26 protein-coding genes are annotated in these 21,710 nt (G+C 54.0%); 15 read left to right on the top strand and 11 right to left on the bottom strand.

Annotated features, from left to right (window positions below):
• Window positions 1-2 precede the first annotated feature (2 nt).
• Window positions 3-920, bottom strand: coding sequence for a LysR substrate-binding domain-containing protein (locus tag IT971_RS21720; RefSeq protein ID WP_063092219.1), 918 nt, complete (start codon window positions 918-920; stop codon window positions 3-5).
• A gap of 81 nt (window positions 921-1,001) precedes the next feature.
• Here IT971_RS21720 and IT971_RS21715 point away from each other — a divergent pair, with 81 nt between their 5' ends.
• Window positions 1,002-1,676, top strand: coding sequence for a LysE family translocator (locus tag IT971_RS21715; RefSeq protein WP_063092220.1), 675 nt, complete (start codon window positions 1,002-1,004; stop codon window positions 1,674-1,676).
• A 13-nt stretch (window positions 1,677-1,689) separates the two neighbouring features.
• Here IT971_RS21715 and IT971_RS21710 read toward each other — a convergent pair whose 3' ends face one another.
• From IT971_RS21710 to IT971_RS21680, 7 genes are all read right to left on the bottom strand, one after another.
• Window positions 1,690-2,133: a DsrE family protein gene (locus IT971_RS21710; RefSeq protein WP_063092221.1), complete on the bottom strand. Its 444-nt coding sequence runs from the start codon at window positions 2,131-2,133 to the stop codon at window positions 1,690-1,692.
• Window positions 2,123-2,926 carry a molybdopterin-synthase adenylyltransferase MoeB gene (locus IT971_RS21705; RefSeq protein ID WP_063092222.1) on the bottom strand — a complete coding sequence of 268 codons (804 nt, stop codon included), beginning with the start codon at window positions 2,924-2,926 and terminating at the stop codon, window positions 2,123-2,125. The genes IT971_RS21710 and IT971_RS21705 overlap by 11 nt, the downstream gene beginning before the upstream one ends.
• Before the next feature lie 120 nt (window positions 2,927-3,046).
• On the bottom strand, window positions 3,047-3,997 hold the full coding sequence (gene cysK, locus IT971_RS21700; RefSeq protein ID WP_007088454.1) for a cysteine synthase A: 951 nt from the start codon (window positions 3,995-3,997) through the stop codon (window positions 3,047-3,049).
• A 202-nt stretch (window positions 3,998-4,199) separates the two neighbouring features.
• Window positions 4,200-4,655, bottom strand: coding sequence for an Rrf2 family transcriptional regulator (locus tag IT971_RS21695; protein ID WP_007088455.1), 456 nt, complete (start codon window positions 4,653-4,655; stop codon window positions 4,200-4,202).
• Between the two features lie 139 nt (window positions 4,656-4,794).
• The gene (gene dut, locus IT971_RS21690) at window positions 4,795-5,268 is read right to left on the bottom strand and encodes a dUTP diphosphatase (RefSeq protein WP_063092223.1); all 474 of its coding nucleotides are present in this window, start codon (window positions 5,266-5,268) and stop codon (window positions 4,795-4,797) included.
• A gap of 78 nt (window positions 5,269-5,346) precedes the next feature.
• Complete coding sequence (gene coaBC, locus IT971_RS21685; protein WP_063092224.1) at window positions 5,347-6,564, bottom strand: bifunctional phosphopantothenoylcysteine decarboxylase/phosphopantothenate--cysteine ligase CoaBC; 1,218 nt, start codon at window positions 6,562-6,564, stop codon at window positions 5,347-5,349.
• Between the two features lie 145 nt (window positions 6,565-6,709).
• Entirely contained in the window at window positions 6,710-7,963 is a 1,254-nt protein-coding gene (locus tag IT971_RS21680) for a polysaccharide deacetylase family protein (RefSeq protein WP_063092225.1), read from the bottom strand.
• A 145-nt stretch (window positions 7,964-8,108) separates the two neighbouring features.
• On the opposite strand from IT971_RS21680, the gene IT971_RS21675 reads away from it, so the two are divergent.
• Window positions 8,109-8,690 (top strand): malonic semialdehyde reductase, encoded by a 582-nt coding sequence (locus tag IT971_RS21675; RefSeq protein WP_063092226.1) that lies wholly within the window; start codon window positions 8,109-8,111, stop codon window positions 8,688-8,690.
• Between the two features lie 206 nt (window positions 8,691-8,896).
• Window positions 8,897-10,345 carry an ATP-binding protein gene (locus tag IT971_RS21670; RefSeq protein WP_230729271.1) on the top strand — a complete coding sequence of 483 codons (1,449 nt, stop codon included), beginning with the start codon at window positions 8,897-8,899 and terminating at the stop codon, window positions 10,343-10,345.
• A 17-nt stretch (window positions 10,346-10,362) separates the two neighbouring features.
• Here the strand turns inward: IT971_RS21670 and IT971_RS21665 are convergent, their stop codons facing one another.
• The 3 genes from IT971_RS21665 to hslV all read right to left on the bottom strand — a co-directional run bounded on the left by IT971_RS21665 (window position 10,363) and on the right by hslV (window position 12,896).
• Window positions 10,363-10,842 carry a GNAT family N-acetyltransferase gene (locus tag IT971_RS21665; RefSeq protein WP_223304937.1) on the bottom strand — a complete coding sequence of 160 codons (480 nt, stop codon included), beginning with the start codon at window positions 10,840-10,842 and terminating at the stop codon, window positions 10,363-10,365.
• 124 nt (window positions 10,843-10,966) lie between these two features.
• Window positions 10,967-12,277, bottom strand: coding sequence for an ATP-dependent protease ATPase subunit HslU (gene hslU, locus IT971_RS21660; protein ID WP_007088461.1), 1,311 nt, complete (start codon window positions 12,275-12,277; stop codon window positions 10,967-10,969).
• A gap of 58 nt (window positions 12,278-12,335) precedes the next feature.
• On the bottom strand, window positions 12,336-12,896 hold the full coding sequence (hslV, locus tag IT971_RS21655) for an ATP-dependent protease subunit HslV (protein ID WP_007088462.1): 561 nt from the start codon (window positions 12,894-12,896) through the stop codon (window positions 12,336-12,338).
• Window positions 12,897-13,103: 207 nt separating this feature from the next.
• Between hslV and ade the strand changes: the two genes are divergently transcribed.
• The 12 genes from ade (at window position 13,104) to IT971_RS21595 (ending at window position 21,671) form a co-directional block, all read left to right on the top strand.
• On the top strand, window positions 13,104-14,834 hold the full coding sequence (gene ade / locus IT971_RS21650) for an adenine deaminase (protein ID WP_063092229.1): 1,731 nt from the start codon (window positions 13,104-13,106) through the stop codon (window positions 14,832-14,834).
• Window positions 14,835-14,978: 144 nt separating this feature from the next.
• Window positions 14,979-15,578, top strand: coding sequence for an imidazoleglycerol-phosphate dehydratase HisB (gene hisB / locus IT971_RS21645; protein WP_007088464.1), 600 nt, complete (start codon window positions 14,979-14,981; stop codon window positions 15,576-15,578).
• 71 nt (window positions 15,579-15,649) lie between these two features.
• Window positions 15,650-16,090, top strand: a complete 441-nt coding sequence (locus IT971_RS21640) for a DUF2628 domain-containing protein (protein WP_063092230.1) — start codon at window positions 15,650-15,652, stop codon at window positions 16,088-16,090.
• Window positions 16,087-16,737 carry an imidazole glycerol phosphate synthase subunit HisH gene (hisH, locus tag IT971_RS21635; protein WP_037989080.1) on the top strand — a complete coding sequence of 217 codons (651 nt, stop codon included), beginning with the start codon at window positions 16,087-16,089 and terminating at the stop codon, window positions 16,735-16,737. The genes IT971_RS21640 and hisH overlap by 4 nt, the downstream gene beginning before the upstream one ends.
• Window positions 16,734-17,288, top strand: a complete 555-nt coding sequence (locus IT971_RS21630) for a GNAT family N-acetyltransferase (RefSeq protein WP_037989259.1) — start codon at window positions 16,734-16,736, stop codon at window positions 17,286-17,288. Before hisH ends, IT971_RS21630 begins: the two co-directional genes overlap by 4 nt.
• Window positions 17,285-18,013, top strand: coding sequence for a 1-(5-phosphoribosyl)-5-[(5-phosphoribosylamino)methylideneamino]imidazole-4-carboxamide isomerase (gene hisA / locus IT971_RS21625; protein WP_037989078.1), 729 nt, complete (start codon window positions 17,285-17,287; stop codon window positions 18,011-18,013). The genes IT971_RS21630 and hisA overlap by 4 nt, the downstream gene beginning before the upstream one ends.
• 24 nt (window positions 18,014-18,037) lie before the next feature.
• The gene (gene hisF / locus IT971_RS21620) at window positions 18,038-18,799 is read left to right on the top strand and encodes an imidazole glycerol phosphate synthase subunit HisF (protein WP_063092231.1); all 762 of its coding nucleotides are present in this window, start codon (window positions 18,038-18,040) and stop codon (window positions 18,797-18,799) included.
• A gap of 2 nt (window positions 18,800-18,801) precedes the next feature.
• Window positions 18,802-19,128, top strand: a complete 327-nt coding sequence (locus IT971_RS21615; protein WP_007088470.1) for a phosphoribosyl-ATP diphosphatase — start codon at window positions 18,802-18,804, stop codon at window positions 19,126-19,128.
• A 32-nt stretch (window positions 19,129-19,160) separates the two neighbouring features.
• A complete protein-coding gene (locus IT971_RS21610) occupies window positions 19,161-19,532 on the top strand; it encodes a histidine triad nucleotide-binding protein (RefSeq protein WP_063092232.1) in 372 nt (123 codons plus the stop codon).
• Window positions 19,533-19,607: 75 nt separating this feature from the next.
• On the top strand, window positions 19,608-20,084 hold the full coding sequence (locus IT971_RS21605; RefSeq protein WP_063092233.1) for a DUF6314 family protein: 477 nt from the start codon (window positions 19,608-19,610) through the stop codon (window positions 20,082-20,084).
• A gap of 34 nt (window positions 20,085-20,118) precedes the next feature.
• Entirely contained in the window at window positions 20,119-20,538 is a 420-nt protein-coding gene (locus IT971_RS21600) for a VOC family protein (RefSeq protein ID WP_063092234.1), read from the top strand.
• Between the two features lie 167 nt (window positions 20,539-20,705).
• Window positions 20,706-21,671, top strand: a complete 966-nt coding sequence (locus IT971_RS21595) for a glyoxylate/hydroxypyruvate reductase A (RefSeq protein WP_065702163.1) — start codon at window positions 20,706-20,708, stop codon at window positions 21,669-21,671.
• Window positions 21,672-21,710 lie beyond the last annotated feature (39 nt).

The following is a 21,710-nucleotide window of genomic DNA, read 5'->3' as shown; positions in this document are numbered from 1 at the left end:
AATCAGTCTTGCGGCACGACTCCACTTTCAATTCCCTTGGCTTCGACCATCATCCAGTCAAAGAAGCGCAAAATCCGCGGGTCGCGCCCCGGTCTATCCAATGTAATCAGGACATAGTCATAGCCGGTAGGTGCCATACCGTGCGGCGCAACCAATCGGCCAGCCACGAGATCATCATAAACCAGCGGCAAAGGCCCGATTGCAGTCCCCAAACGATTGACAGCGGCTTGAAGTGTAAAAAAGAAATGGTCGAAATATTGCTTGCTTGCCGGACTTGCATTACTTCCACTCGCCCGTTTCCAAATATCCCAGGCATCCGGCCGCGTACGACTATGCAGCCATCGCGCATTGGACAAATCGCGAACCAGAATGCCTTCCCAGCAATCCGGGTCACAAACCGGCCCGGCAAATTCCGGCCAAAGGCGGGTTACCTCGTAATCCTCGGCAATGCCGAAATCGGCCCGCCGGATTGCCAGATCGCATCCCTCAACCAGCAGATCAACCGGCCCACCGGCCAGCCTTAGATCGATATTCAAGTCAGGATTAGCTTCGCGAAACGCACCCAGCCTTGGCATCAACCAGCGCATGGCAAGGCTGGGTTCGCACGATACTGACAGTATCGGCGATGCACTGTCATGGCGGTGAATTTCCTCGACCGTGCCATCCAGCCCGTCCAGGGCTGTTACGACCGACTTGAAAAGCCGTTCGCCTGCCGGGGTCAACCAGACACGCCGGTTGCGACGAACAAACAGATCAATACCCAGCCGTTCCTCGATCTGCGCGACTGCACGGCTGATCGCACCATGCGTCAGGTGCAATTCTTCGGCAGCGCGGGAAAAGCTTTGATGCCGTGCCGCGGCCTCAAAGGCAGGTAACGCAGCAAGTGGCGGCAGATTGCGCTTTCTGTGAAAATTACTCACGAAATTTCCCACGAATTTTCGATTTTCTGATGATCTTTTCAATTTGATACTGAATCAACTCACAGATCAAGGACCACGAATATGCCCGTTATTGCCCAGATCGAAGTCATTGCCGTCGCCATCATCACCATTCTTGCCGTTATCAGCCCCGGACCGGATTTCGCCATGGTGACGCGTATTGCACTTACACGGGGTCGTCGCGCTGGTGTTCTGTGCGCTATCGGGATCGGCAGCGGTGTTTCAGTACATCTGGCCTATACGCTGATCGGGCTTGGCGTTGTATTTGCCAGTAATGTCTGGGTTCTGACCAGCTTGCGCTATCTGGGTGCTGCCTATCTGATATGGCTGGGGATATCCGCACTTTGGCCAGATATTCGGCCTTTATTTTCGAAAAGACCCGCGGCCCTTCAGACTCGAATGACAAACAAAAGCACTAACAGGCCGGAAGAAGATCAAAAACGGAACCGATCCGCTTTCTGGATCGGTTTTGCCTGCAATGCCCTTAACCCCAAGACGATGCTGTTCATCGTTTCATTGTTCAGTCAGATGATTTCACCCGATACACCGGTTTTGATGGAAATCGGTTACGGTTTGTATATCGCGGCATGCCACATGATCTGGTTTGCACTGGTCGCGGTCGCGTTGACACTGCCTTCGGTGCAAGCGCGCATCGCAGCTATTAAAATCTGGGTTGAACGTGGGGTGGGCCTGTGTCTTGCCGGACTTGGCATCAAGCTACTGACAAGCACCAACTGAATTCTTCAACGTCTTAGATAAACAGCATTTCGCCCTGTTGACGGGCGTCATTCAGAAACGTTACCACGCCGCCCGTCTCGATTTTAAGTTCTTCGCGCTTTGCTTCGTTTTCAAGGCCAAGCGCACGAAGACCCATATCGCAAACCATGAACTTACCATCCAGTGCGACACAGGCCGACAGCAGTTCCTCGAACGTGCCGATGCCACGTATGGAATAACTGAGATCAATCGAGGTAGCCGTTGCCCCTTCGGCCTCTGTCCGCAAATGACGCCAGCCCGACGGAGCCAGAACCGCACGACAGGCTTCCATGGTGAAAAACAGGGTGGCTTCGCGCCCCGAAGCCAGTGCCGCAGATGCCATTACGAGTGCGTAATGAACCTTTTCAAAGCTGCCTGAAAACACCACCAGTGACAATTTCCGTGGGCTTTCCGACTGTTTCGCGGTTTCAATGCTCATGAATGGACAGGTCCTTGATACTGGCGTTTTCGGAACAAAGCGGGCAGCCCGGATCGCGCGGGACTTTGATCTTTCGGAAGGATGCACCAAGTGCATCGACAATCACAAGCCTGCCGGACAAACCATCGCCAATCCCCATCAATTCCTTGAGGATTTCGGTTGCCTGAATCCCGCCAATCATGCCCACGACGGGACCAAGAACACCCCCCTGCGCACAGGACGGAATGGCATCCTCGGGCGGTGGGCTGTGATAGATGCAGCGATAACAGGGATGCGGATCGCCCAGATGCGCCTTGAATGTCGAAACCTGCCCGTCAAACCGAAGGGCTGCACCCGACACCAGCGTTTTGCCCGCAAAATAGCATGCATCGTTTAGCAGGAATCGTGTTTCGAAATTATCCGACCCATCGGCAATCACATCATAATCCGCAATCAGGTCCATAACATTGGACGCATCAAGCCGCACGTCATGCGTCCGTACGGTGATTTCCGGGTTCATATCAAGCATGGTAGATTTGGCACTTTCGACCTTGGGGCTGCCAAGATCTTTCATGCCATGCACGATCTGACGCTGCAGATTGGAAAGTTCGACCGTATCCGCATCGACGATCCCGATGCTGCCAACCCCGGCCGCGGACAGATACATTGCCAATGGTGATCCAAGTCCACCCGCGCCGACAATCAGCACCCGCCCGCGCTTCAGCTTCATTTGCCCTGTGCCGCCAACATCCTTCAGAACGATATGCCGGGCATAGCGCTGCACTTCATTTTCGCTGAAATCAAAATCACTCACAGGCGGTTTCTTTCATTCATGCCAAACGGGTCTGCCATTGCATATAGCGCGCATGCCTCAGACAAGAAAGGCCCGGGAAAATCCGGGCCTTCTTAAGATGCTTCGGTCAGCAAAACCGGATTACTGCAGACCTTCGAACAGCGGGGTCGACAGATAACGTTCGGCAAAGCTCGGAATGATGATCACGATACGTTTGCCTTCGTTTTCCGGCAACTGGCCAAGCTCGATACCGGCAGCAACGGCCGCACCGGACGAAATCCCGGTCGGCAGACCTTCGATGCTGGCAAGTTTGCGTGCGGTGGCAAAGGCGGTTTCATTGCCAATCGTCATGACCTTGTCAATCACATCGGTATGAAGGTTACCTGGAATGAAACCGGCACCAATGCCCTGGATTTTATGCGGTCCAGGTGCGCCACCGGAAATAACCGGGCTGTCTTCGGGCTCGACCGCGACGATCTGGATATTCGGATTATGTTTTTTCAGGACTTCACCAACACCGGTCAATGTCCCGCCAGTACCGACACCGGCAACAAAGATATCGATCTTGCCTGCGGTATCCTTGATGATTTCCTCGGCCGTCGTATTGCGATGAATTTCCGGGTTTGCCGGGTTTTCAAACTGCTGAAGCATGATCGCGCCATCAATCTCGGCGACCAGTTCCTCGGCGCGGGCAACAGCACCCTTCATGCCTTTGGCTGCCGGGGTCAGGTCAATCTGCGCGCCCAAAAGCATCAGCATCTTGCGGCGTTCCAGCGACATGCTTTCGGGCATGGTCAGGATCAGCTTATAACCCTTGGCCGCCGCAACAAAAGCAAGCGCGATACCGGTATTGCCAGATGTCGGTTCGACCAGTGTTGCACCCGGCTTGATCCGACCGGACTTTTCGGCATCCTCGATCATTGCGAGACCGATACGGTCTTTGACCGAGGCCAGCGGGTTGAAGAATTCAAGCTTGCCAATCAGGTCGGCCTTCACACCCTCGGCCGCTGCCAGACGTGAAAGACGAACCAGCGGCGTCGCACCAATGGTGTCGATGATGCTGTCGTAAATCTTGCCGCGAAACTCAGTCATGTTTTCCTCGCAATTTCTTGTAATTTAAAACCAATCACATTCTTGATTTGTATTTATCCCGTTTAACACCCAAGTCAATTGGGTTTAAACAGTTTTTACGCAAAACCTGGTTTGGCCGGTTTCCGATGCCTGTGTATTGGATATGAACCGCAGCGGATTCTTGTGGTTTAACGATACAACAATCCGCAGCCCGTTCCGACGACTAAATAATGAAATCCGGTGATTCCTCAATCCCGCTGCGCAGGCCTGCGTCACGCGCACGGTTGCATAGATCCTCGACCGTGATCCGGGTCAGCGCCACCATCATTTCGTCCTGCAATTCCCGCCAAAGCGGACGGACAACTTCCTTACCCAACGGCGATCCTGCCGGATCCTCGATCGGGTCGTCGGATGTTTCCATTGACCGGATGACGGATACAATATCGGCAAGGGTAATGCGCCGACGTTCACGTGCCAGACGATACCCGCCGCGCGGACCGCGCACACCGACCAGAATGTCGGCACGCACTAACTGTTGCAGGGTCTGTTCAAGATAACGTTTCGGAATGCCCTGACGTGCGGTGATATCGCGACTTTGCACCGGTTCACCCGCAGCGTTATAGGCGATGTCCACCACCGCCTCTATGGCGAACAGCATCTTCTTTGACAGTTTTAACATCGTCTCTTTCATGCTCCCCTTGCAGTTCCGCTGATCCCCCCGGAAATATCGGGACTGGCGATTATCAGAGTTCACAACGCAGCAACATCATCAGATAACCCAAATGCTTTCGATGATATTGCTGCTGTATTTACGGCAATCAGACCGTTTTTACCGCCGGTGCAGCAACACCGGTCGATCCAAAGCCACCGGCACCACGCGCCGTTTCATCCAGATCGGCAACTGCATTCCACGCCACCTGGGTTACCGGTGCGACCACAAGCTGGGCGATGCGCATACCCCGCTCGATGGTGAATGCCGCGTCACCGTGATTGATCAGGATTACTTTGATTTCACCGCGATAATCCGCATCGATCGTCCCCGGGCTGTTCAGAACCGTGACGCCATTTTTCGCAGCCAACCCCGAACGCGGGCGAACCTGTGCTTCGAACCCGGCGGGCAGGGCAATCGCAATACCGGTTTCAACCATGGCCCGTTTACCCGGTGCAATCACAAGCGTATCGTCAATCGCTGCCTGCAAATCGACGGCCGCCGACTGTGCGGTGGCATAATCGGGCAGCGGAAAATCCGCACCATGGGGCAGCTGTTTCAGATCGACAGTCAAACGCGTCATAAACAATCCTTGTCTTCACTTTTCTGGTCAGATGCGTTGCAATGCCACACAAACACTGACCGGGTTAAATCCATAATATCATGCAAAATGCTGGATAATTCGTTCTGCCAGCGCCCGCGCCACACCGTTCTTACCCTGACGAGGCCAAGTTTCGTCACTGGTGGCATCCACCCCGGAAATCAGGAAAATTTCATTATGATCACCGCCAAAGGTCCCGGTTCCAGGGGCGACATCATTTGCAAGAATCCAGTCACACCCCTTGCGCGCCCGTTTGGCGCGGGCATGTTCGATGACATTTTCCGTTTCGGCAGCGAAACCAACAACCAATTGCGGGCGTTTAGGACCTTTCTGGCTGAGTGTCGCCAAAATATCCGGATTTTCCGAAAGCTTCAGGTCTGCAATCACACCAGAGCCATCTTTTTTAAGCTTCTGACCTGCTTCTTCGGCCACGCGCCAATCTGCAACTGCGGCAGCACAAACCGCAATATCGGCGGGCAGGGCGGCCAGCACCGCATCAAGCATCTGGCGGGCTGTTTCAATACGCACAACTTTGACACCCATCGGATCAGGCAGGCTTACCGGGCCGCTAACCAGCGTCACATCTGCACCGGCCGCAGCAAGAGCCGCGGCAATCGCATGCCCTTGCTTGCCCGAAGACCGGTTGGCAATGTAGCGCACCGGATCAATCGGCTCGTATGTCGGGCCACTGGTTACAACGGCCTTTTTCCCTGAAAGCGGTTTTGAAACCGGCTGTCCTTCAAGAAAATCAACAACCGCTGCGATGATTTCAGCAGGTTCTGCCAAACGACCCGATCCGGTTTCACCACAAGCCAGATCACCCGCCGCCGGCCCGACACACATCACGCCACGCCCTTCAAGGGTCGCGATATTTGCCTGTGTCGCCGCATGGTTCCACATTTCGACATTCATCGCCGGAACGACCATCACCGGCTTGTTGGTAGCCAACAGGGCCGTCGTTGCAAGATCACCCGCCTGTCCGGTGGACATTTTCGCAAGGATATCGGCACTTGCCGGAGCGACCAGAACAAGGTCGGCCTCACGCGACAGGCGGATATGGCCCATTTCGGCCTCATCGGTCAGAGAAAAAAGATCCTGATAAACCTTGTTCTCGGTCAGGGCCGCCACCGACAGCGGTGTAACGAACTCTGCACCGCCTTTGGTCAGGATCGCGCGTATATTGATATCCCGGTCACGCAACCGCCGGATCACCTCAAGAACCTTATAGGCGGCAATGCCGCCCGAGATGATCAGAAGGATATTTTTTCCTGCCTGCACTGTGGTTACCAGCTATTTACGTTGAAGAAGTGTGATTAACCTACCTTCTCCGTTGATTGCGCGCAAGCGTCCAAAGTGATCAGAAAAAACGCCACAGGTTCGTAAAACCCATGGCGCCATTTCATTGTTCATTCTCAATGATTTATCAGGGAACGGTATAAAGCATTCCAAACCAGCGCCACCGTCCATTCGGCCCCATCGAAGTACAGTTGATCCGCCACCGCCCCGATGAAACCGGGGCATCCAGACGGATTTCAACCCGCTCATCGCCCAGCCGATTCATGGTCGGTTCGCCCTCGGAAGGGTAACAGGCTATGTGGGCTGCCTTCTGCTTAAGGGTGAAGCCGAATGCTGGCGGATTACGTTCAAGCGTGTAATTTGGCGGTGTCACATCGCTGACCGATAACGGCAGGGAATTTGCCGCCAGAATAAAGCGGTCCATTTCGCCGTAATTCTCGTTCATGGCAAAGCGCGGCAAATACATCATATCCGATTCCGTACTCATCGCGCCGCTTTGCTGGCCAAATGCCGCCTTATAACCGGCTTCCTTGACCGCTGCGACAACTTCGTCGCTGGCCTCGCCATACGGATATGCAAAGATGTCCGGGACAAAGCCCAGTTCTTCCTTGAAACGCTGCGCCGAATGCGCAAGTTCGGCCTTCACTTCCTCGATTGGCAAGCTTGGCAAGTGCGAATGATGCTGGCTGTGGCCGCCAATGGTTACCCCGTCCTTGACCAGTACGCGCAACATATCCCAGGTCATGTAGTTCTCGTACCCGGCATCAACCTGCTCGGTCGCGACGAATACCGTCATCGGGATATTGTGCTTTTTAAAGGCTGGCCACGCAACGTCATAAACCGAACGGTAGGCGTCATCGACCGTAATACCGACGGCATAATCAGGAAGTCCTTTGCCATTTTGCATGGCATCAATGATTTCCGGGATGCCCATGACCGTATATTTGCCACTTGTCAGTTCGCGGATATGGGCTTCGAACTGCGGACCACGAATATTGGTCGACGGGAAATCGGTTTCCGCGAACCGATGATACATAAACACAACGGCCGACGTCGCATCACCCGATGGTGCCTGTACGTCCCTGGAGGCATCATTGTTGCTTTGGCGATTATCAGACTGCAACACATCAGCAGCAGGAGGTTGGATTTCCGTTGCAGTACCGCTTGTATCGGCATTCTGAGCCATGCCCGGCGAGACACCAAATGTCAGACCGACCGCAAAGGCCGTGCCGAATACCATGCAACGAAACATGTTTGCGCGTTTGGCGCGCGCAACAGCATCAGAAGTTTGCTGCCCATTGGTCTGTGCTTGCATTGCCACATCCATCTTTTTGCGACCCCACTCATTGGTCACTGCAGCCCCCAAAACCACAGTCTTCATTTTATGGTTTCCGGTAATTATGTTTTTTGTGAACCTACCAGCGAACCAATTGTTTTTCCACAATTTCGTCACTCGGCTTGTGTATAGTTCACTGCAACCTACCTGAAAGGCACTCAATTCAACCGCAGTATTAAGGGAGATTCGCATGCTGGATTCAGACGCACTCGACATTCTTTTCAATGAAGCTCGAACCCACAATGGCTGGCAGGATCGCGATGTCGACACAGCGCTTCTGAAAAAGGCGTGGGACCTTACGGTTATGGGCCCGACCAGCGCCAACTGCGAACCGATGCGCATCAAGTTTGTTAAATCACAGGACGCCAAGCAACGTCTGGAACCGGCACTTTCCGAAGGAAATCGGGAAAAAACCCTGGCAGCTCCGGTCACAGCCATCATTGCCTATGACATGGAATTCCATGAAAAATTACCGAAACTGTTCCCGCATACAGATGCAAAATCGTGGTTTTCAGGCAATGATGACCTGATTGCCACCACCGCGTTTCGTAACGGAACATTACAGGCAGCCTACTTCATTCTGGCGTTACGTGCCCTTGGACTTGATTGCGGCCCGATGTCAGGCTTTGACAATGCCAAGGTTGATGGGGAATTCTTCGCGGGCACGTCGGTCAAAAGCAATTTCCTGATCAATATCGGCTATGGCGACCCCTCAAAACTGTTTGATCGCAGCCCTCGCCTTGCGTTTGACGAAGGTGCCGAAATTATCTGATTTCTATCTGAAGTCGAAACCGACGCGAGATGGCCGCGCTGGCGCATTCGCAGATTTTTTGGCAAAATCGGATTATACACCTGTATGATCAGGGTTCGGACGACGTATTTTTTCAAGCTTTTCCGATACTTGAAAACTGTCATCTAACTTTTATTTGATCTTTACCGGCGCATAATCATTTTAGTCGAAATTTTTTGCATGCGTTAATGCGTACCCTCTGGGGTACCCGACATCAGGAGCATCCGTTGGGCTTTCGCCAGTTGTTAATGACCGCATTTGCGGTTGCATTCCCGAATGCTGCGATCTTTATCGTACTGGCATCGATGGAATTGCTTGGCTGGGGCACAGCGATTCTGTGTGCGGTCTTGGCGTGGGTCGGTGTCGCCGGGGTTTTACGTATCTATTTCGATGATCTGCGCCGTGTTGCGCGTTACGCTACCGCATTGCGTGACAAGTTCCGCGGCACCCCGCCACAGCATCTTTTTTTCGGTGCGGCGTCCGAGCTGTCGTCCCTTTATACCCAGATCACCAACGCATTTCGCGAACGCATCGCCCATCTTGAAGCCCAGACCAGCACCGATGCCGAAATCCTTGATCACCTGCCGAACCCGGTTGTAATGGTCAACCGGCAACGCGTTGTGACCGGTTTTAACCAGGCCGCACGCGGCCTGTTCCACAATCTGGAAACCGGTCGCGATCTGACACGATATATCCGCGATCCGATCCTGCTTGATGCCTTTGATGATGTCGCGGGCGAACGCGAACAGATGAAACATGCCGAATTCGTTCTGGCAAGCGACGCCCATCGTCATTTCGATGTTCTGACCGCGCGCCTGCCAGCCGCAACCGGGGACCGGAACTTTGTTCTGTCCTTCTCGGACCTGACAGAGCTTCGCAAACTTGAACAGATGCGCGCCGATTTCGCGACCGATGCCGGGCATGAACTACGCACCCCGCTTTCGGTGTTGCTGGGCTTTATCGAAACGCTTGAAGGCCCGGCAAAGGACGATCCCGATGCGTTGCACCAGTTCCTGCCGGTCATGCGTGATCAGGGCCAGCGTATGCAGCACCTGATCGAAGATTTGCTGTCACTTGCAAGGATCGAGCTGAACGAACATACACCGCCATCTGATGATTGCGATATCGGCAAGATCATCGACAAAGTCGCCCAGACACTGGCGATGAAGGCCGAAGCCAAGGGCATGGAAATCAGGATTTCCTGCGACCTCGACAACACCGAAATTGTTGGCGAGGAAAAGGAAATGACCCAGGTTTTTGTCAATCTGGTCGAAAACGCCATCAAATACGGACATCCCAAAACCAGTATTGATGTATCGATCACACTGGCCAAAAACACCCCGGGTGCATTGGCCCGTTACCGGCATGACCGTGTTCTGGCCGTTGCCGTCCGGGATCATTCCGACGGAATCGCACGCGAACATCTGCCACGCCTGACTGAACGGTTTTACAGGGTCGATACGGCACGGTCGCGTGCCGTTGGTGGCACCGGTCTTGGTCTCGCTATCGTCAAACATCTGGTGCAACGCCACCGTGGCACCATGATCATCGACAGCGAACAGGGGGTTGGTTCGGTATTCACCGTCTATCTGCCCGCCAAGGCCAGCGATAATATCCGCAAACTCCATACCGCCTGAACCGCTTTGGGCAACAATCACATATCCTTGCAGAACAGGATTTCATGACCGGCGGCAGCAGTACTCGCATCTCTGCGTTCAATTTCGCGAAATCCCAATTTTCGATACATCCCGGCAGCACTTCCGGCCTGAAGATAAACAATATCGAAGTCAAAACGTTTTGCTTCTTGCAGGATACGCTCGACAAGCGTTGTTGCAATGCGCATCCCGCGATAGCGGTAAAGCGTATAGACTGCAGCAATCCATGGGGTTTTATCCGGCCATTTCTGCCCATCCTGCGGCCAAAGGCTAATCATCCCGATCGGCAGGTTGGTATCGCGGTTGATCGCCAGAAGAGTCATCGGAAGACCGTCCTTCTGACTGCATTGAGCAAAGTAAGCCCTGGCATTTTCAAGACTACTCTTAGTCTTTTGCACGCCCCAACGCCCATATGCCCAAGCCGCACAGGCATCAACGCAATCAGGTCTGTCTGCCAGATAAACAATGTCATATGACATGACCGTACCCATTCAATATACATGCCCTAATTATAGTCCAAGATCAAACCGCGCAGGGTTAAAGTAAAAGGGCTAGCAACATCGTGCTAGCCCTTTGCGTATCTGCCCTAATCGAACATCTCGATTACAAAATAAACTTCGAAAGATCCGCATCCTTGGCAAGGCCATCGACCTGCTCGCGGACGTAATTCGCATCAATCTTAATCGTTTCACCGCCGCGGTCAGTTGCGGTAAAGCTGATGTCATCCAAAAGCTTTTCCAACACCGTATGCAGTCGACGTGCGCCGATATTTTCCACCGTTTCATTGACGCTGGCCGAAATACGGGCAAGTTCATCAACTGCATCGTCGGCGAATTCCAGCGTAACATCCTCGGTTTTCAGCAGTGCGACATACTGCTTGATCAGGGATGCTTCCGGTTCCAGCAGAATACGGCGGAAATCTTCCTCGGTCAGGGCTTTCAACTCGACCCGGATTGGCAAACGGCCCTGCAATTCCGGCAGCAGGTCCGATGGCTTTGAAAGATGGAATGCCCCCGAACAGATAAACAGGATATGGTCGGTTTTGACCGTACCATGTTTGGTCGAGACACTTGTCCCTTCGATCAACGGCAGTAAATCGCGCTGCACACCTTCGCGCGATACATCACCGCCACGCTCGGAACGCGCGGTGATCTTATCGATCTCGTCAAGGAACACGATACCATTCTGTTCAACGTTTTCGATGGCCTCTGCGGTGACCTTGTCCATATCCAGAAGCTTGTCGCCTTCCTCGTCTATCAGACGCTCAAACGCTTCCTCGACGGTCATGCGTTTTGGTTTGGTCTGACCGCCAAATGCCTTGCCGAACACGTCCGACAGGTTCAGCATCCCCATCTGTGCGCCCGGCATGCCGGGAATATCGATGGTCGGCATCGAAGAAGAACTGTTTTCCTGAACAGGGATTTCAATTTCCTTGTCCTGCAATTCGCCTTCTCGCAGCATCTTGCGGAATTTCTGACGGGTATCAGCCGAGGCATTTTCACCAACCAGACCATCAAGAATGCGTTCCTCGGCCTGCATTTCGGCCTTGGCACGGACTTTCTTGCGCATGCTTTCACGCGTCAGGTCCAGCGACACTTCCAGAAGGTCACGAACGATCTGTTCAACATCACGACCGACATAACCAACTTCGGTGAATTTGGTGGCTTCGATCTTGATGAACGGGGCCTCTGCCAGTTTGGCAAGACGCCGGGCGATTTCGGTTTTGCCAACACCGGTCGGGCCGATCATCAGAATGTTTTTGGGTAGCACTTCATTGCGCATCGTGTCGTCAAGCTGCTGGCGGCGCCAACGGTTGCGCAAGGCAATGGCGACCGCCCGCTTGGCATCTTTCTGACCGATGATATGGCGATCGAGCTCGGATACGATCTCGCGCGGGCTGAAATGTTGGGTCATTAAATTTATCCGTTAGTTCTTGCGACGGAAATGCGATGTCAGGCCCTAAACGGCACCCTTATTTCGCATCCTCGATCTTTTCCAGCGTAACGCTGTCATTGGTATAAACACAGATATCACCGGCAATCGCCATGGCTTTGCGGGCAATTTCCTCGGCACTCAGGTCCAGATCAATCAGGGCCCGCGCCGCGGCAAGTGCATAATTCCCGCCCGATCCGATGGCGATAATGCCGTCTTCCGGTTCAAGAACATCGCCCATTCCGGTCAGGACCAGCGAAACATCCTTGTCGGCCACGGCCATCATTGCTTCAAGCTTGCGCAGATAGCGATCCGTGCGCCAGTCCTTGGCCAGTTCGACACAGGCGCGCATGGTCTGGCCTGGATGACGATCCAGCTTGGCTTCAAGACGTTCCAAAAGGGTAAAGGCATCCGCCGTCGCCCCGGCAAATCCGACGATGATCTCGCCTTTCTGGCCGATGCGGCGCACCTTGCGGGCGTTACCCTTGATCACGGTCTGGCCCAAAGAAACCTGACCGTCACCGGCAACCACCACTTCATTGCCCTTGCGCACCGACAGGATCGTCGTGCCATGCCAGCTCGGCTGCGATTTTTCGCTCATAAATAATCCCTAGATTTTCATCCAATGCGTTCGATCAAGAGTTAGCACGCACAACCGCCCGGTCAAGGGCCAAGCCCCGCGAACCACCATCCCCGGATCACAAACACTGTTTCAATGCGACGGAACAGAAAAAATTCAGGACGTATCACCGCCACATGCTTTACCCTTGGACCATAAAAGAATTTCAAAGAACGAAGGAAAATGATCATGAGCAATCCTGACCTTGCGCAAACCCATCTTGGCAAATGCATTCTGGCCGGTCAGGGCAGGATCAAGGCCGATCTGGTCCTGCGCAATATCGGATTGCTTGATGTCATCACCGGTAAGGTAACTGAAACCGATATTGCCATTGTGGGTGACCGGATTGTTGGTACGCATGCCACATACGAGGGCGACCGCGAAATTGACTGTGCCGGTAAATTCGCCGTCCCGGGCTTTATCGACACGCACCTGCATATCGAAAGCTCGCTTGTCACGCCGTTTGAATTTGATCGCTGCGTCTTGCCGCACGGTGTGACCACGGTCCTGTGTGACCCACATGAAATTGCCAATGTGCTGGGAGCGGACGGGATCAGATACTTCCTGGATTGCGCCGAACGGTCCGTGATGGATATCCGCGTTAATCTGTCATCGTGCGTTCCGGCAACCGGGTTTGAAACATCGGGTGCGCAGCTTGAAATCGATGATCTTCTGCCATTCCGAAACCATCCCAAGGTCGTCGGGCTGGCCGAAATGATGAATTATCCGGGTGTTCTGAACCTTGATACCGGCATCATGGCAAAACTTGAAGCCTTTCAGGACGGCCATATCGATGGTCACGCCCCGTTGGTACAGGGTACGGCACTGAACGGCTATATGGCCGCGGGCATCCGCACCGATCACGAGGCAACATCAGCCGCCGAAGCACGCGAAAAGCTTGCCAAGGGCATGGCGATCCTGATCCGCGAAGGATCTGTTTCCAAGGATCTTGAGGCGCTGGCCGAAATTCTGGATGAAAATACGTCAAGCTTCGTTGCGCTATGCACAGATGACCGCAATCCGCTTGATATTGGTGAAGAGGGTCACCTTGATAGTCTTATTGAACGATTAATTGGTCATTTAAAAGCACGTAATTGCCCTATCCATCATGTCTATCGCGCTGCATCGCATTCAGCGGCCCGCATTTTCGGCTTGCGTGACCGCGGACTGATCGGGCCTGGTTGGCGGGCCGATATAGCCATACTTGATGATTTGGAAACCTGCGCGGTCAGCGATGTGATTGCCGGTGGCCGTCTGGTCACCAACGGTCTGTTTGACGCCCGCGAAACCGTTGCGCCAATTGGCTTGACCTCGATGAAGGCCAAACCGGTCACCGCCGAGGCATTCATGGCCGAACCCAAACCGGGTCAGAACCAAACGCCTGTGATACGCGTCAAACCGGGCCTGATCCTGACCTTCCGGGATGAAGCCACCCTTGAAATTGGCGATAACGGCCTCAAACCCGATCTTGAAAAGGATGTGATCAAGGTGGCCGTTGTCGAACGCCACGGCAAGAACGGCAATATTGGGCGCAGTTTCGTCCGTGGTTTTGGTTTGAAACGCGGTGCAATTGCATCTTCGGTCGGGCATGACAGCCACAATATCACTGTGGTCGGTGCCAATGACGCCGACATGGCCGCCGCGGTCAATCGACTGATTGAACTGGGTGGCGGCTTTGCCGTTGCAGATGGTGGCAGGATCACGGCCGAACTGGCGTTACCCGTTGCCGGACTGATGAGTACGGAACCGTTTGAGGTGGTCGAGAAGGATCTGATCACGCTACGCGCTGCCGCCAAGGATCTTGGTTGCATCCTGCCAGAACCGTTCCTGCAGGTCGCTTTCCTAGCCTTGCCGGTAATCCCGCACCTGAAAATGACGGACAAGGGCCTGTTTGACGTCGACAAGTTCGACTTTGTCTAAGCCATCAAACCGGACAGTTTAACAATGACAAATACCGGTTACGTTTTGTGGCCAATACTTAGCCGGTTAAACTGGCTTTTCGCTGCTGTTATTGCTAAATACGACCCAACAGATGCATTGATACCTGCAGGAAAGGAGCTTTGCATGCGCAAGGCCCGCGTAGAGCGCAATACCAACGAAACACAGATCACGGTCGAGCTTAATCTTGACGGGACCGGCATATACGATGTCGAGACTGGGATTGGCTTCCTTGATCACATGCTCGAACAGCTTTCACGCCACAGCCTGATGGACCTTAAAGTCCGGGCCAAGGGCGACCTGCATATCGATTTCCATCACACCACCGAAGATACAGGCATCGCAATCGGTCAGGCGTTTTCGCAAGCACTGGGCGATAAAAAGGGCATCAATCGTTACGGCAGTTGCTTGCTTCCGATGGACGAGGCACTGACACGTGTGGCGCTGGATTGCTCAAACCGTCCTTATCTGATCTGGAATGTCGAGTTTACTCGCGACAAGGTCGGGGATATGGACACCGAACTGTTCCGCGAATGGTTCCAGGGCTTTGCACAGGCTGCTGGCCTGACGCTGCATGTTGAAAATCTGTATGGCGATAACAACCATCATATCGTCGAAAGTGCCTTTAAGGCGCTGGCACGATCCCTGCGCGCCGCGATCGAGATCGATCCGCGCAAATCCGATGCCATTCCCTCGACCAAGGGTGTTCTCGGCGGGTCGCTTTAACCCGCCAGATGCCCCTAGTATGATCCGAATGACCGGGTGATGCATCACCTGGAACAGGAAGTCGGTTTTCGATGAAGGTTTACACAGTCCATACCCATCCCGGCGATGCCAATCCGATGGAAAATGCGATCCTGATCCGCGAAGGCTTTAATTTCTGGGCCTTTATTTTTAGCGGCATCTGGGCGCTTTATCATCGTTTGTGGGCCGCTTTTTTTGGTCTGATCGGCGTATCGCTGATTTGCAATCTTGTGATCTATCTATTCGATGGCGGTCCGGAAATGGATTTTGCCCTCGCCCTTGCGACCGGCATCGGTTTTGGCCTGATTGCCAATGACTTGCGGCGCAAAAAGCTCGCGGCCGGTGGCTGGAAGCTTGTCGAAATTGTCGCAGGCCCCAACGAAAATGCAGCCGAACATCGTTTCTTTGATCGCCTGCGTGGCGGACGCGCTGTTCACGATACCCTGCAAAATGTTGCGCCCACCCCCTTATCCGGGAGCACCCCCTACCCATGAGTGTTGCGATTATCGATTACGGTTCAGGCAACCTGCGTTCTGCTGCCAAGGCGTTTGAACGCGCGGCCCGCGAAACCGGCATTTCCGCCGATATCATTGTCACCGATGATCCGGAAAAGGTCCGCAATGCCAGCCATATCGTCCTGCCCGGTGTTGGTGCCTATGCCGATTGCCGTGCCGGCCTTGATGCCGTTACCGGCATGGTCGAAGTTCTGAACGAGCAGGTCATCAAAGGTGGTAAGCCATTCTTTGGCATTTGTGTCGGCATGCAGTTGATGTCGACGGTTGGTCGCGAATTTGCCGACACCCCGGGTCTTGACTGGATCAAGGGCGAAGTGGTTGCAATTGAACCCGCAGACCCGTCGCTTAAAATCCCGCATATGGGCTGGAACGAGCTGGTCCTTGATCTGTCTGGCAAATCGCATTCCGTGTTGTCGGGTGTATCGGATGGCGATCATGCCTATTTCGTGCACAGTTATCACATGCATGTTCAAAATCCGGATGAACGGCTGGTATCGGTCGATTATGGTGGCGCGCTTACGGCGATGATCGGGCGCGACAACATGATCGGTACCCAGTTCCATCCGGAAAAAAGCCAGAAAACGGGACTTACCATCATTGGTAACTTCCTGGGATGGAAACCATGACCGCACCGAGCAATACGATCGAACCCGGTGTTACCGCCGAACGCGTTACGGAACTGAGCGCGGGCGACCTTTCCGACATCGTTGATGCCTGTACCCAGGCAATCGTCGAAGGCGGAGGTTTTGGCTGGCTGACCCCGCCGGATCGTCCGGATATGGAAAAATACTGGCGCGGCGTTTTGCTGATGCCGGGGCGTCATCTGTTTGTATCGCGCGTTGACGGCGTGATTTCCGGGGCCGCCCAGTTGCTTGAAACGCCGTCCAACCTTGAAGCACAACGGCATTCGGCCCAGATCACCGGCCATTTCGTGGCACCGTGGGCGCGCGGGCGCGGGAATGGCAAGGCCATCGTGCGCAGCATCGAATTTTATGCGCGCGAACGCGGTTATTCGGTTTTGAAACTTGATCTTCGTGAAACCCAGACTGCTGCCATCGCACTTTATAACGGGCTGGGTTATGTCCGTTGGGGCATCAATCCCTATTACGCAATGGTCAACGGTAAAATGGTCGAAGGTTACTACTACACCAAGAAAATACAGGACACTGACCAGTGAATCTCTATCCGGCAATCGACCTTAAAGATGGTGCATGCGTTCGCCTGCTGCGCGGTGATATGGACAAGGCCACCGTATTCAACAACGATCCGGGTGCACAGGCCGGTGAATTTGTCGCTGCCGGCTGTCATTGGGTCCATATCGTCGATCTGAACGGTGCTTTTGCCGGTGAACCGGTCAATGGAGCCGCGGTTGACCGCATCCTTGCCGCAGTCGCAGGCAAGGCCAAAACCCAGCTTGGCGGCGGTATCCGCACGATGGAAACGGTTGATTACTGGCTTAACAAGGGCATCACCCGTGTGATCCTTGGCACTGTCGCCCTGCGTAATCCAGATTTTGTCAAAGAAGCCTGTGCAAAATGGCCGGGTCGTATTGCGGTTGGCATTGACGCCCGCGATGGCTATGTCGCGGTTGAAGGTTGGGCCGAAACATCCGAAGTCACCGCGCTTGAGCTCGCTCAGAAATTCGAGGATTGCGGTGTCACCGCAATCATCTTTACCGATATTGACCGCGATGGTGCAATGGGCGGCCCGAATATCGAAAGCACGGTAGCCCTTGCCAGCGCGATTTCGACCCCGGTAATCGTATCGGGCGGGGTTTCATCGCTGGATGATCTGATTGCAGTTGCCAAACATACCGATGCCGGGATTGACGGCGCGATTTCCGGACGCGCACTTTACGATGGCCGGATTGATCTGGCAGAAGCTATCAGGGCATTGTCCTAAGCGGACCCAAACAGGAAACCGACCATGCTGAAAACCCGTGTCATTCCCTGTCTCGACGTCAAGGACGGTCGCGTCGTCAAGGGAGTCAATTTCGTTGATCTGATTGATGCCGGCGATCCAGTGGAACAAGCACGTATCTATGACGCCGAAGGCGCAGACGAGCTTTGTTTCCTTGATATCACCGCATCAAGCGACAATCGCGATACCATTTTCGACGTTGTTGCCCGCACCGCCGAGGCATGCTTTATGCCCGTCACAGTCGGTGGCGGCGTGCGTTCGCTTGAAGATATTCGCAAACTGCTTTTGGCAGGTGCCGACAAGGTTTCGATCAATACGGCCGCGGTCAATAACCCCGATTTCGTGCGCGAAGCGGCACGCAAGTTCGGATCACAATGTATTGTGGTTTCGATTGACGCCAAATCGACCGGCCCGGACAAGTTTGAAATCTTTACCCACGGTGGTCGCAAACCAACCGGGATTGACGCCGTTTCGTTTGCAAAACAAATGACGGAATATGGCGCCGGGGAACTCCTGGTCACCTCGATGGATCGCGATGGCACCAAGTCGGGCTTTAACCTGCCGCTGACGCGATCAATTGCGGATGCCGTACATGTGCCGGTGATTGCATCGGGCGGTGTCGGGACGCTGGACCATATGGTCGAAGGTGTGACCGAAGGCCATGCCTCGGCGGTTCTGGCTGCCTCGATCTTCCATTTCGGGACCTATCGTATCCGCGAGGTCAAGGACCACATGAAAGCCGCCGGCATCCCGGTCCGCGAGGGGTGATTATGACTGATAAACATATCCTTGATCAGCTTTACACTGTGATTGCCGCCCGCAAGGGTGCCGATCCAGAAACGAGCTACACCGCCAGACTTTTTGCCAAGGGCACGGCAAAAATCGCCCAGAAAGTTGGCGAAGAAGGCGTTGAAACCGTGATCGCGGCCCTTGCCGAAACCCCGGAAAAAGTGGCATCCGAAAGTGCCGACCTGCTCTATCATCTGACTGTTCTTTGGGCCGATCAGGGGGTAAAACCGGAAGATGTATGGAACATACTGGCCGAACGCCAGGGTATTTCCGGTATTGCCGAAAAGGCATCCCGCACCGATAAATAGGGTCATATCCCGTCAAGATCAGGAGCATCCCCATGGCCGTCTCTGCCTATGATCCGCAAAACATCTTTGCCAAAATTCTTCGTGGCGAAATCCCGTGCAACAAGGTTTTTGAGGACGATCACGTCCTTGCCTTTCACGACATCGCCCCGCAGGCCCCGACCCATATCCTTGTGATCCCGAAGGGTGCCTATACCAGCTATGACGACTTTGCAGCCAATGCATCGGACGCAGAAGTTATCGCCTATACACGCGCAATCGGCAAAATCACCGCCGCGGCAGGCGTTGTCGAGGACGGTTATCGCCTGATCGCCAATACCCGCGACCATGGCCGCCAGGACGTCCCGCATCTTCATGTCCATATCATCGGCGGCAAAAAGCTGGGCCTGATGTTGCCAAAAGACTAAGGTTAACGCCTGCAAGACTAGAATTCGGGGCAGGGCGGCTATGGCGTCCCTGCCTTTTTGATTTACCGGAATGTCATGATCCGAGATATCTCGTCCGCCGCTATGATTTTCCAAAGCCTTCCGGGTGACTGGACGCTTGTGCGAGATATTGGTCCCACAGGAAAGTTCAAAGGCGATGTGACTTTTCGTCTGATAGAGCCTGAAAAGACCGGAATTATACGCTATCGGGAGGAAGGAGTTCTTGAGCGCGGGGATGGCAAACGCTTTGACGGTTACCGCGAATACGACTTCGTTCTGCATGAAGACCTGCCCGGGATTGAGCTTCTGTTTCGCGATCCGTTAAGCTTTGGCAATCGCTATGTCCTGCTGCAATTTGGAGAGAATGCTGCCGATGTGCTTTGTGCACGAGACATTCATCCCTGTGGTGATGATTTTTATCATCATTGCATGATCTGGCATGATGAAAATCATTTCGAAACTAAAATAAAAATAACTGGCCCGAAGAAAGACCATTTGTTGCACAGCATTTATCTTCGAAAACCAAAGGCCTAGGCCGCAGCAATTTCCTTAACGTTACGAGGTTCACATGTCACTGCCCCCGTTCCATCTGGCATTTCCGATTAAATCGATTGCCGATACACGCGCGTTTTATATCGATATCCTTGGCTGTGACGAAGGTCGTTCGACCGAGGCATGGATTGATTTTGATTTCTTTGGTCATCAGCTTTCTGCCCATGTTCGCCCCGAAGCAGGACAAAATGCCGGCGCGGGGAATGTGGATGGTGATGCGGTGCCAATCCCGCATTTTGGCGCGGTTCTGGAATGGGATAAATGGCATGATCTGGCAGATCGCCTGAAAGAAGCGGGGGTTAAATTCCTGCTGGAGCCGAAAATCCGCTTTAAAGATGAACCGGGCGAACAGGGAACTTTCTTTGTGGAAGACCCGGCCGGCAATGGTCTGGAATTCAAGACATTCCGCGATCCGGCGATGATTTTTGCGCATTAATTGGCATTTCAGGCAGAGATGATCAGACTTTGGCTTTGATGTCGCGGAACGCTTTGCCCTGCAATGCGTTATATGATCAGGTAATATGAGCGATGCCGGTTCTGATCGGTATCCGCGACATCCCTAAATCGTCGATCCACATCATCCGTCCGTCAGGAGAATTGCCCATGTCCGCCGCCAGTTCCGCCAATGCTACCCGCAAAACCCCCAGCATCCTGATTGCGGCGGCGGGCGAGGATGATCGCTGGAAAGAGGCCATGGTCGCCCGCCTGCAGGATGCAAATATCGTCACACAATGTGAAAATTACGATCCCAAAACGATTGATTTTGCCTTGTTGTGGAAACAGCCGCAGGGATTGCTTAAAAGCCTGACGGGACTTCAGGCGATCTTCTCACTTGGCGCGGGTGTTGATCATGTACTTTCAGCGCCCAGCCTTCCGACAGAAGTGCCAGTCATTCGCCTTGAAGATGCCGGTATGGCCGATCAGATGGTGCAATATCATCTGTATGCCGCGCTGCATTTCATGCGCGATTTCGATATTTATGCCCGTCAGCAGGCCAAGGCCGATTGGACCCAGCACGATGTCGCACGTATTTCGAAATGCCGGGTCGGGGTGATGGGGCTGGGTGCACTTGGTGCGGCGGTCGCCACCGCCCTGACCCAGCTTGGCTTTGCCGTATCCGGCTGGAGCCGCACGATGAAGGCGATTGATGGCATCACCACCTATGCCGGGGCCGAAACCCTCAACGAGTTCCTTGGACAATCCGACATCCTGGTTTGCATGTTGCCGCGTACCGCCGAAACCGAGGGCGTTTTGAACGGAAACACTCTGTCCCAATTGCCAAAAAATGCCGCAGTGATCAATGCCGCGCGCGGTGCGATGATTGTGGAGGCGGATCTTCTGCGCCTGATCGATACCGGGCATCTGCGCGGGGCGTTCCTTGATGTGGCGGTAACCGAACCGCTACCCGAAAGCCACCCGTTCTGGGATCATTCGAAAATCCGCATCACGCCGCATATCGCGGCCGCGACACGGATTGAGGAATCGGTCGATCAGATCGCCGAAAATATTGATCGCATCTCACGCGGCGAAACCCCGCGCGGCCTTGTTGATCGTAAAACAGGATATTAAGCCGCATCGTTGGTAAAGGAGCAGAATGGTTGGCTATGC

Origin of the sequence: Thalassospira sp. B30-1 (assembly GCF_015767575.1) — a bacterium.
Taxonomy (GTDB): Bacteria; Pseudomonadota; Alphaproteobacteria; order Rhodospirillales; family Thalassospiraceae; genus Thalassospira; species Thalassospira xiamenensis.
This window is presented reverse-complemented; position numbering and strand designations above follow the sequence as displayed.

What these genes read in the sequence shown, in the direction of transcription:
- IT971_RS21715 (WP_063092220.1), top strand. Translation starts at nt 1,002, where the DNA reads ATGCCCGTTATTGCCCAGATCGAAGTCATTGCCGTCGCCATCATCACC.
- IT971_RS21710 (WP_063092221.1), bottom strand. Translation starts at nt 2,133, where the DNA reads ATGAGCATTGAAACCGCGAAACAGTCGGAAAGCCCACGGAAATTGTCA.
- cysK (WP_007088454.1), bottom strand. Translation starts at nt 3,997, where the DNA reads ATGACTGAGTTTCGCGGCAAGATTTACGACAGCATCATCGACACCATT.
- IT971_RS21695 (WP_007088455.1), bottom strand. Translation starts at nt 4,655, where the DNA reads ATGTTAAAACTGTCAAAGAAGATGCTGTTCGCCATAGAGGCGGTGGTG.
- dut (WP_063092223.1), bottom strand. Translation starts at nt 5,268, where the DNA reads ATGACGCGTTTGACTGTCGATCTGAAACAGCTGCCCCATGGTGCGGAT.
- IT971_RS21680 (WP_063092225.1), bottom strand. Translation starts at nt 7,963, where the DNA reads ATGAAGACTGTGGTTTTGGGGGCTGCAGTGACCAATGAGTGGGGTCGC.
- IT971_RS21675 (WP_063092226.1), top strand. Translation starts at nt 8,109, where the DNA reads ATGCTGGATTCAGACGCACTCGACATTCTTTTCAATGAAGCTCGAACC.
- IT971_RS21670 (WP_230729271.1), top strand. Translation starts at nt 8,897, where the DNA reads ATGCGTACCCTCTGGGGTACCCGACATCAGGAGCATCCGTTGGGCTTT.
- IT971_RS21665 (WP_223304937.1), bottom strand. Translation starts at nt 10,842, where the DNA reads ATGTCATATGACATTGTTTATCTGGCAGACAGACCTGATTGCGTTGAT.
- hslU (WP_007088461.1), bottom strand. Translation starts at nt 12,277, where the DNA reads ATGACCCAACATTTCAGCCCGCGCGAGATCGTATCCGAGCTCGATCGC.
- hslV (WP_007088462.1), bottom strand. Translation starts at nt 12,896, where the DNA reads ATGAGCGAAAAATCGCAGCCGAGCTGGCATGGCACGACGATCCTGTCG.
- ade (WP_063092229.1), top strand. Translation starts at nt 13,104, where the DNA reads ATGAGCAATCCTGACCTTGCGCAAACCCATCTTGGCAAATGCATTCTG.
- hisB (WP_007088464.1), top strand. Translation starts at nt 14,979, where the DNA reads ATGCGCAAGGCCCGCGTAGAGCGCAATACCAACGAAACACAGATCACG.
- IT971_RS21640 (WP_063092230.1), top strand. Translation starts at nt 15,650, where the DNA reads ATGAAGGTTTACACAGTCCATACCCATCCCGGCGATGCCAATCCGATG.
- hisH (WP_037989080.1), top strand. Translation starts at nt 16,087, where the DNA reads ATGAGTGTTGCGATTATCGATTACGGTTCAGGCAACCTGCGTTCTGCT.
- IT971_RS21630 (WP_037989259.1), top strand. Translation starts at nt 16,734, where the DNA reads ATGACCGCACCGAGCAATACGATCGAACCCGGTGTTACCGCCGAACGC.
- hisF (WP_063092231.1), top strand. Translation starts at nt 18,038, where the DNA reads ATGCTGAAAACCCGTGTCATTCCCTGTCTCGACGTCAAGGACGGTCGC.
- IT971_RS21615 (WP_007088470.1), top strand. Translation starts at nt 18,802, where the DNA reads ATGACTGATAAACATATCCTTGATCAGCTTTACACTGTGATTGCCGCC.
- IT971_RS21610 (WP_063092232.1), top strand. Translation starts at nt 19,161, where the DNA reads ATGGCCGTCTCTGCCTATGATCCGCAAAACATCTTTGCCAAAATTCTT.
- IT971_RS21605 (WP_063092233.1), top strand. Translation starts at nt 19,608, where the DNA reads ATGATCCGAGATATCTCGTCCGCCGCTATGATTTTCCAAAGCCTTCCG.
- IT971_RS21600 (WP_063092234.1), top strand. Translation starts at nt 20,119, where the DNA reads ATGTCACTGCCCCCGTTCCATCTGGCATTTCCGATTAAATCGATTGCC.
- IT971_RS21595 (WP_065702163.1), top strand. Translation starts at nt 20,706, where the DNA reads ATGTCCGCCGCCAGTTCCGCCAATGCTACCCGCAAAACCCCCAGCATC.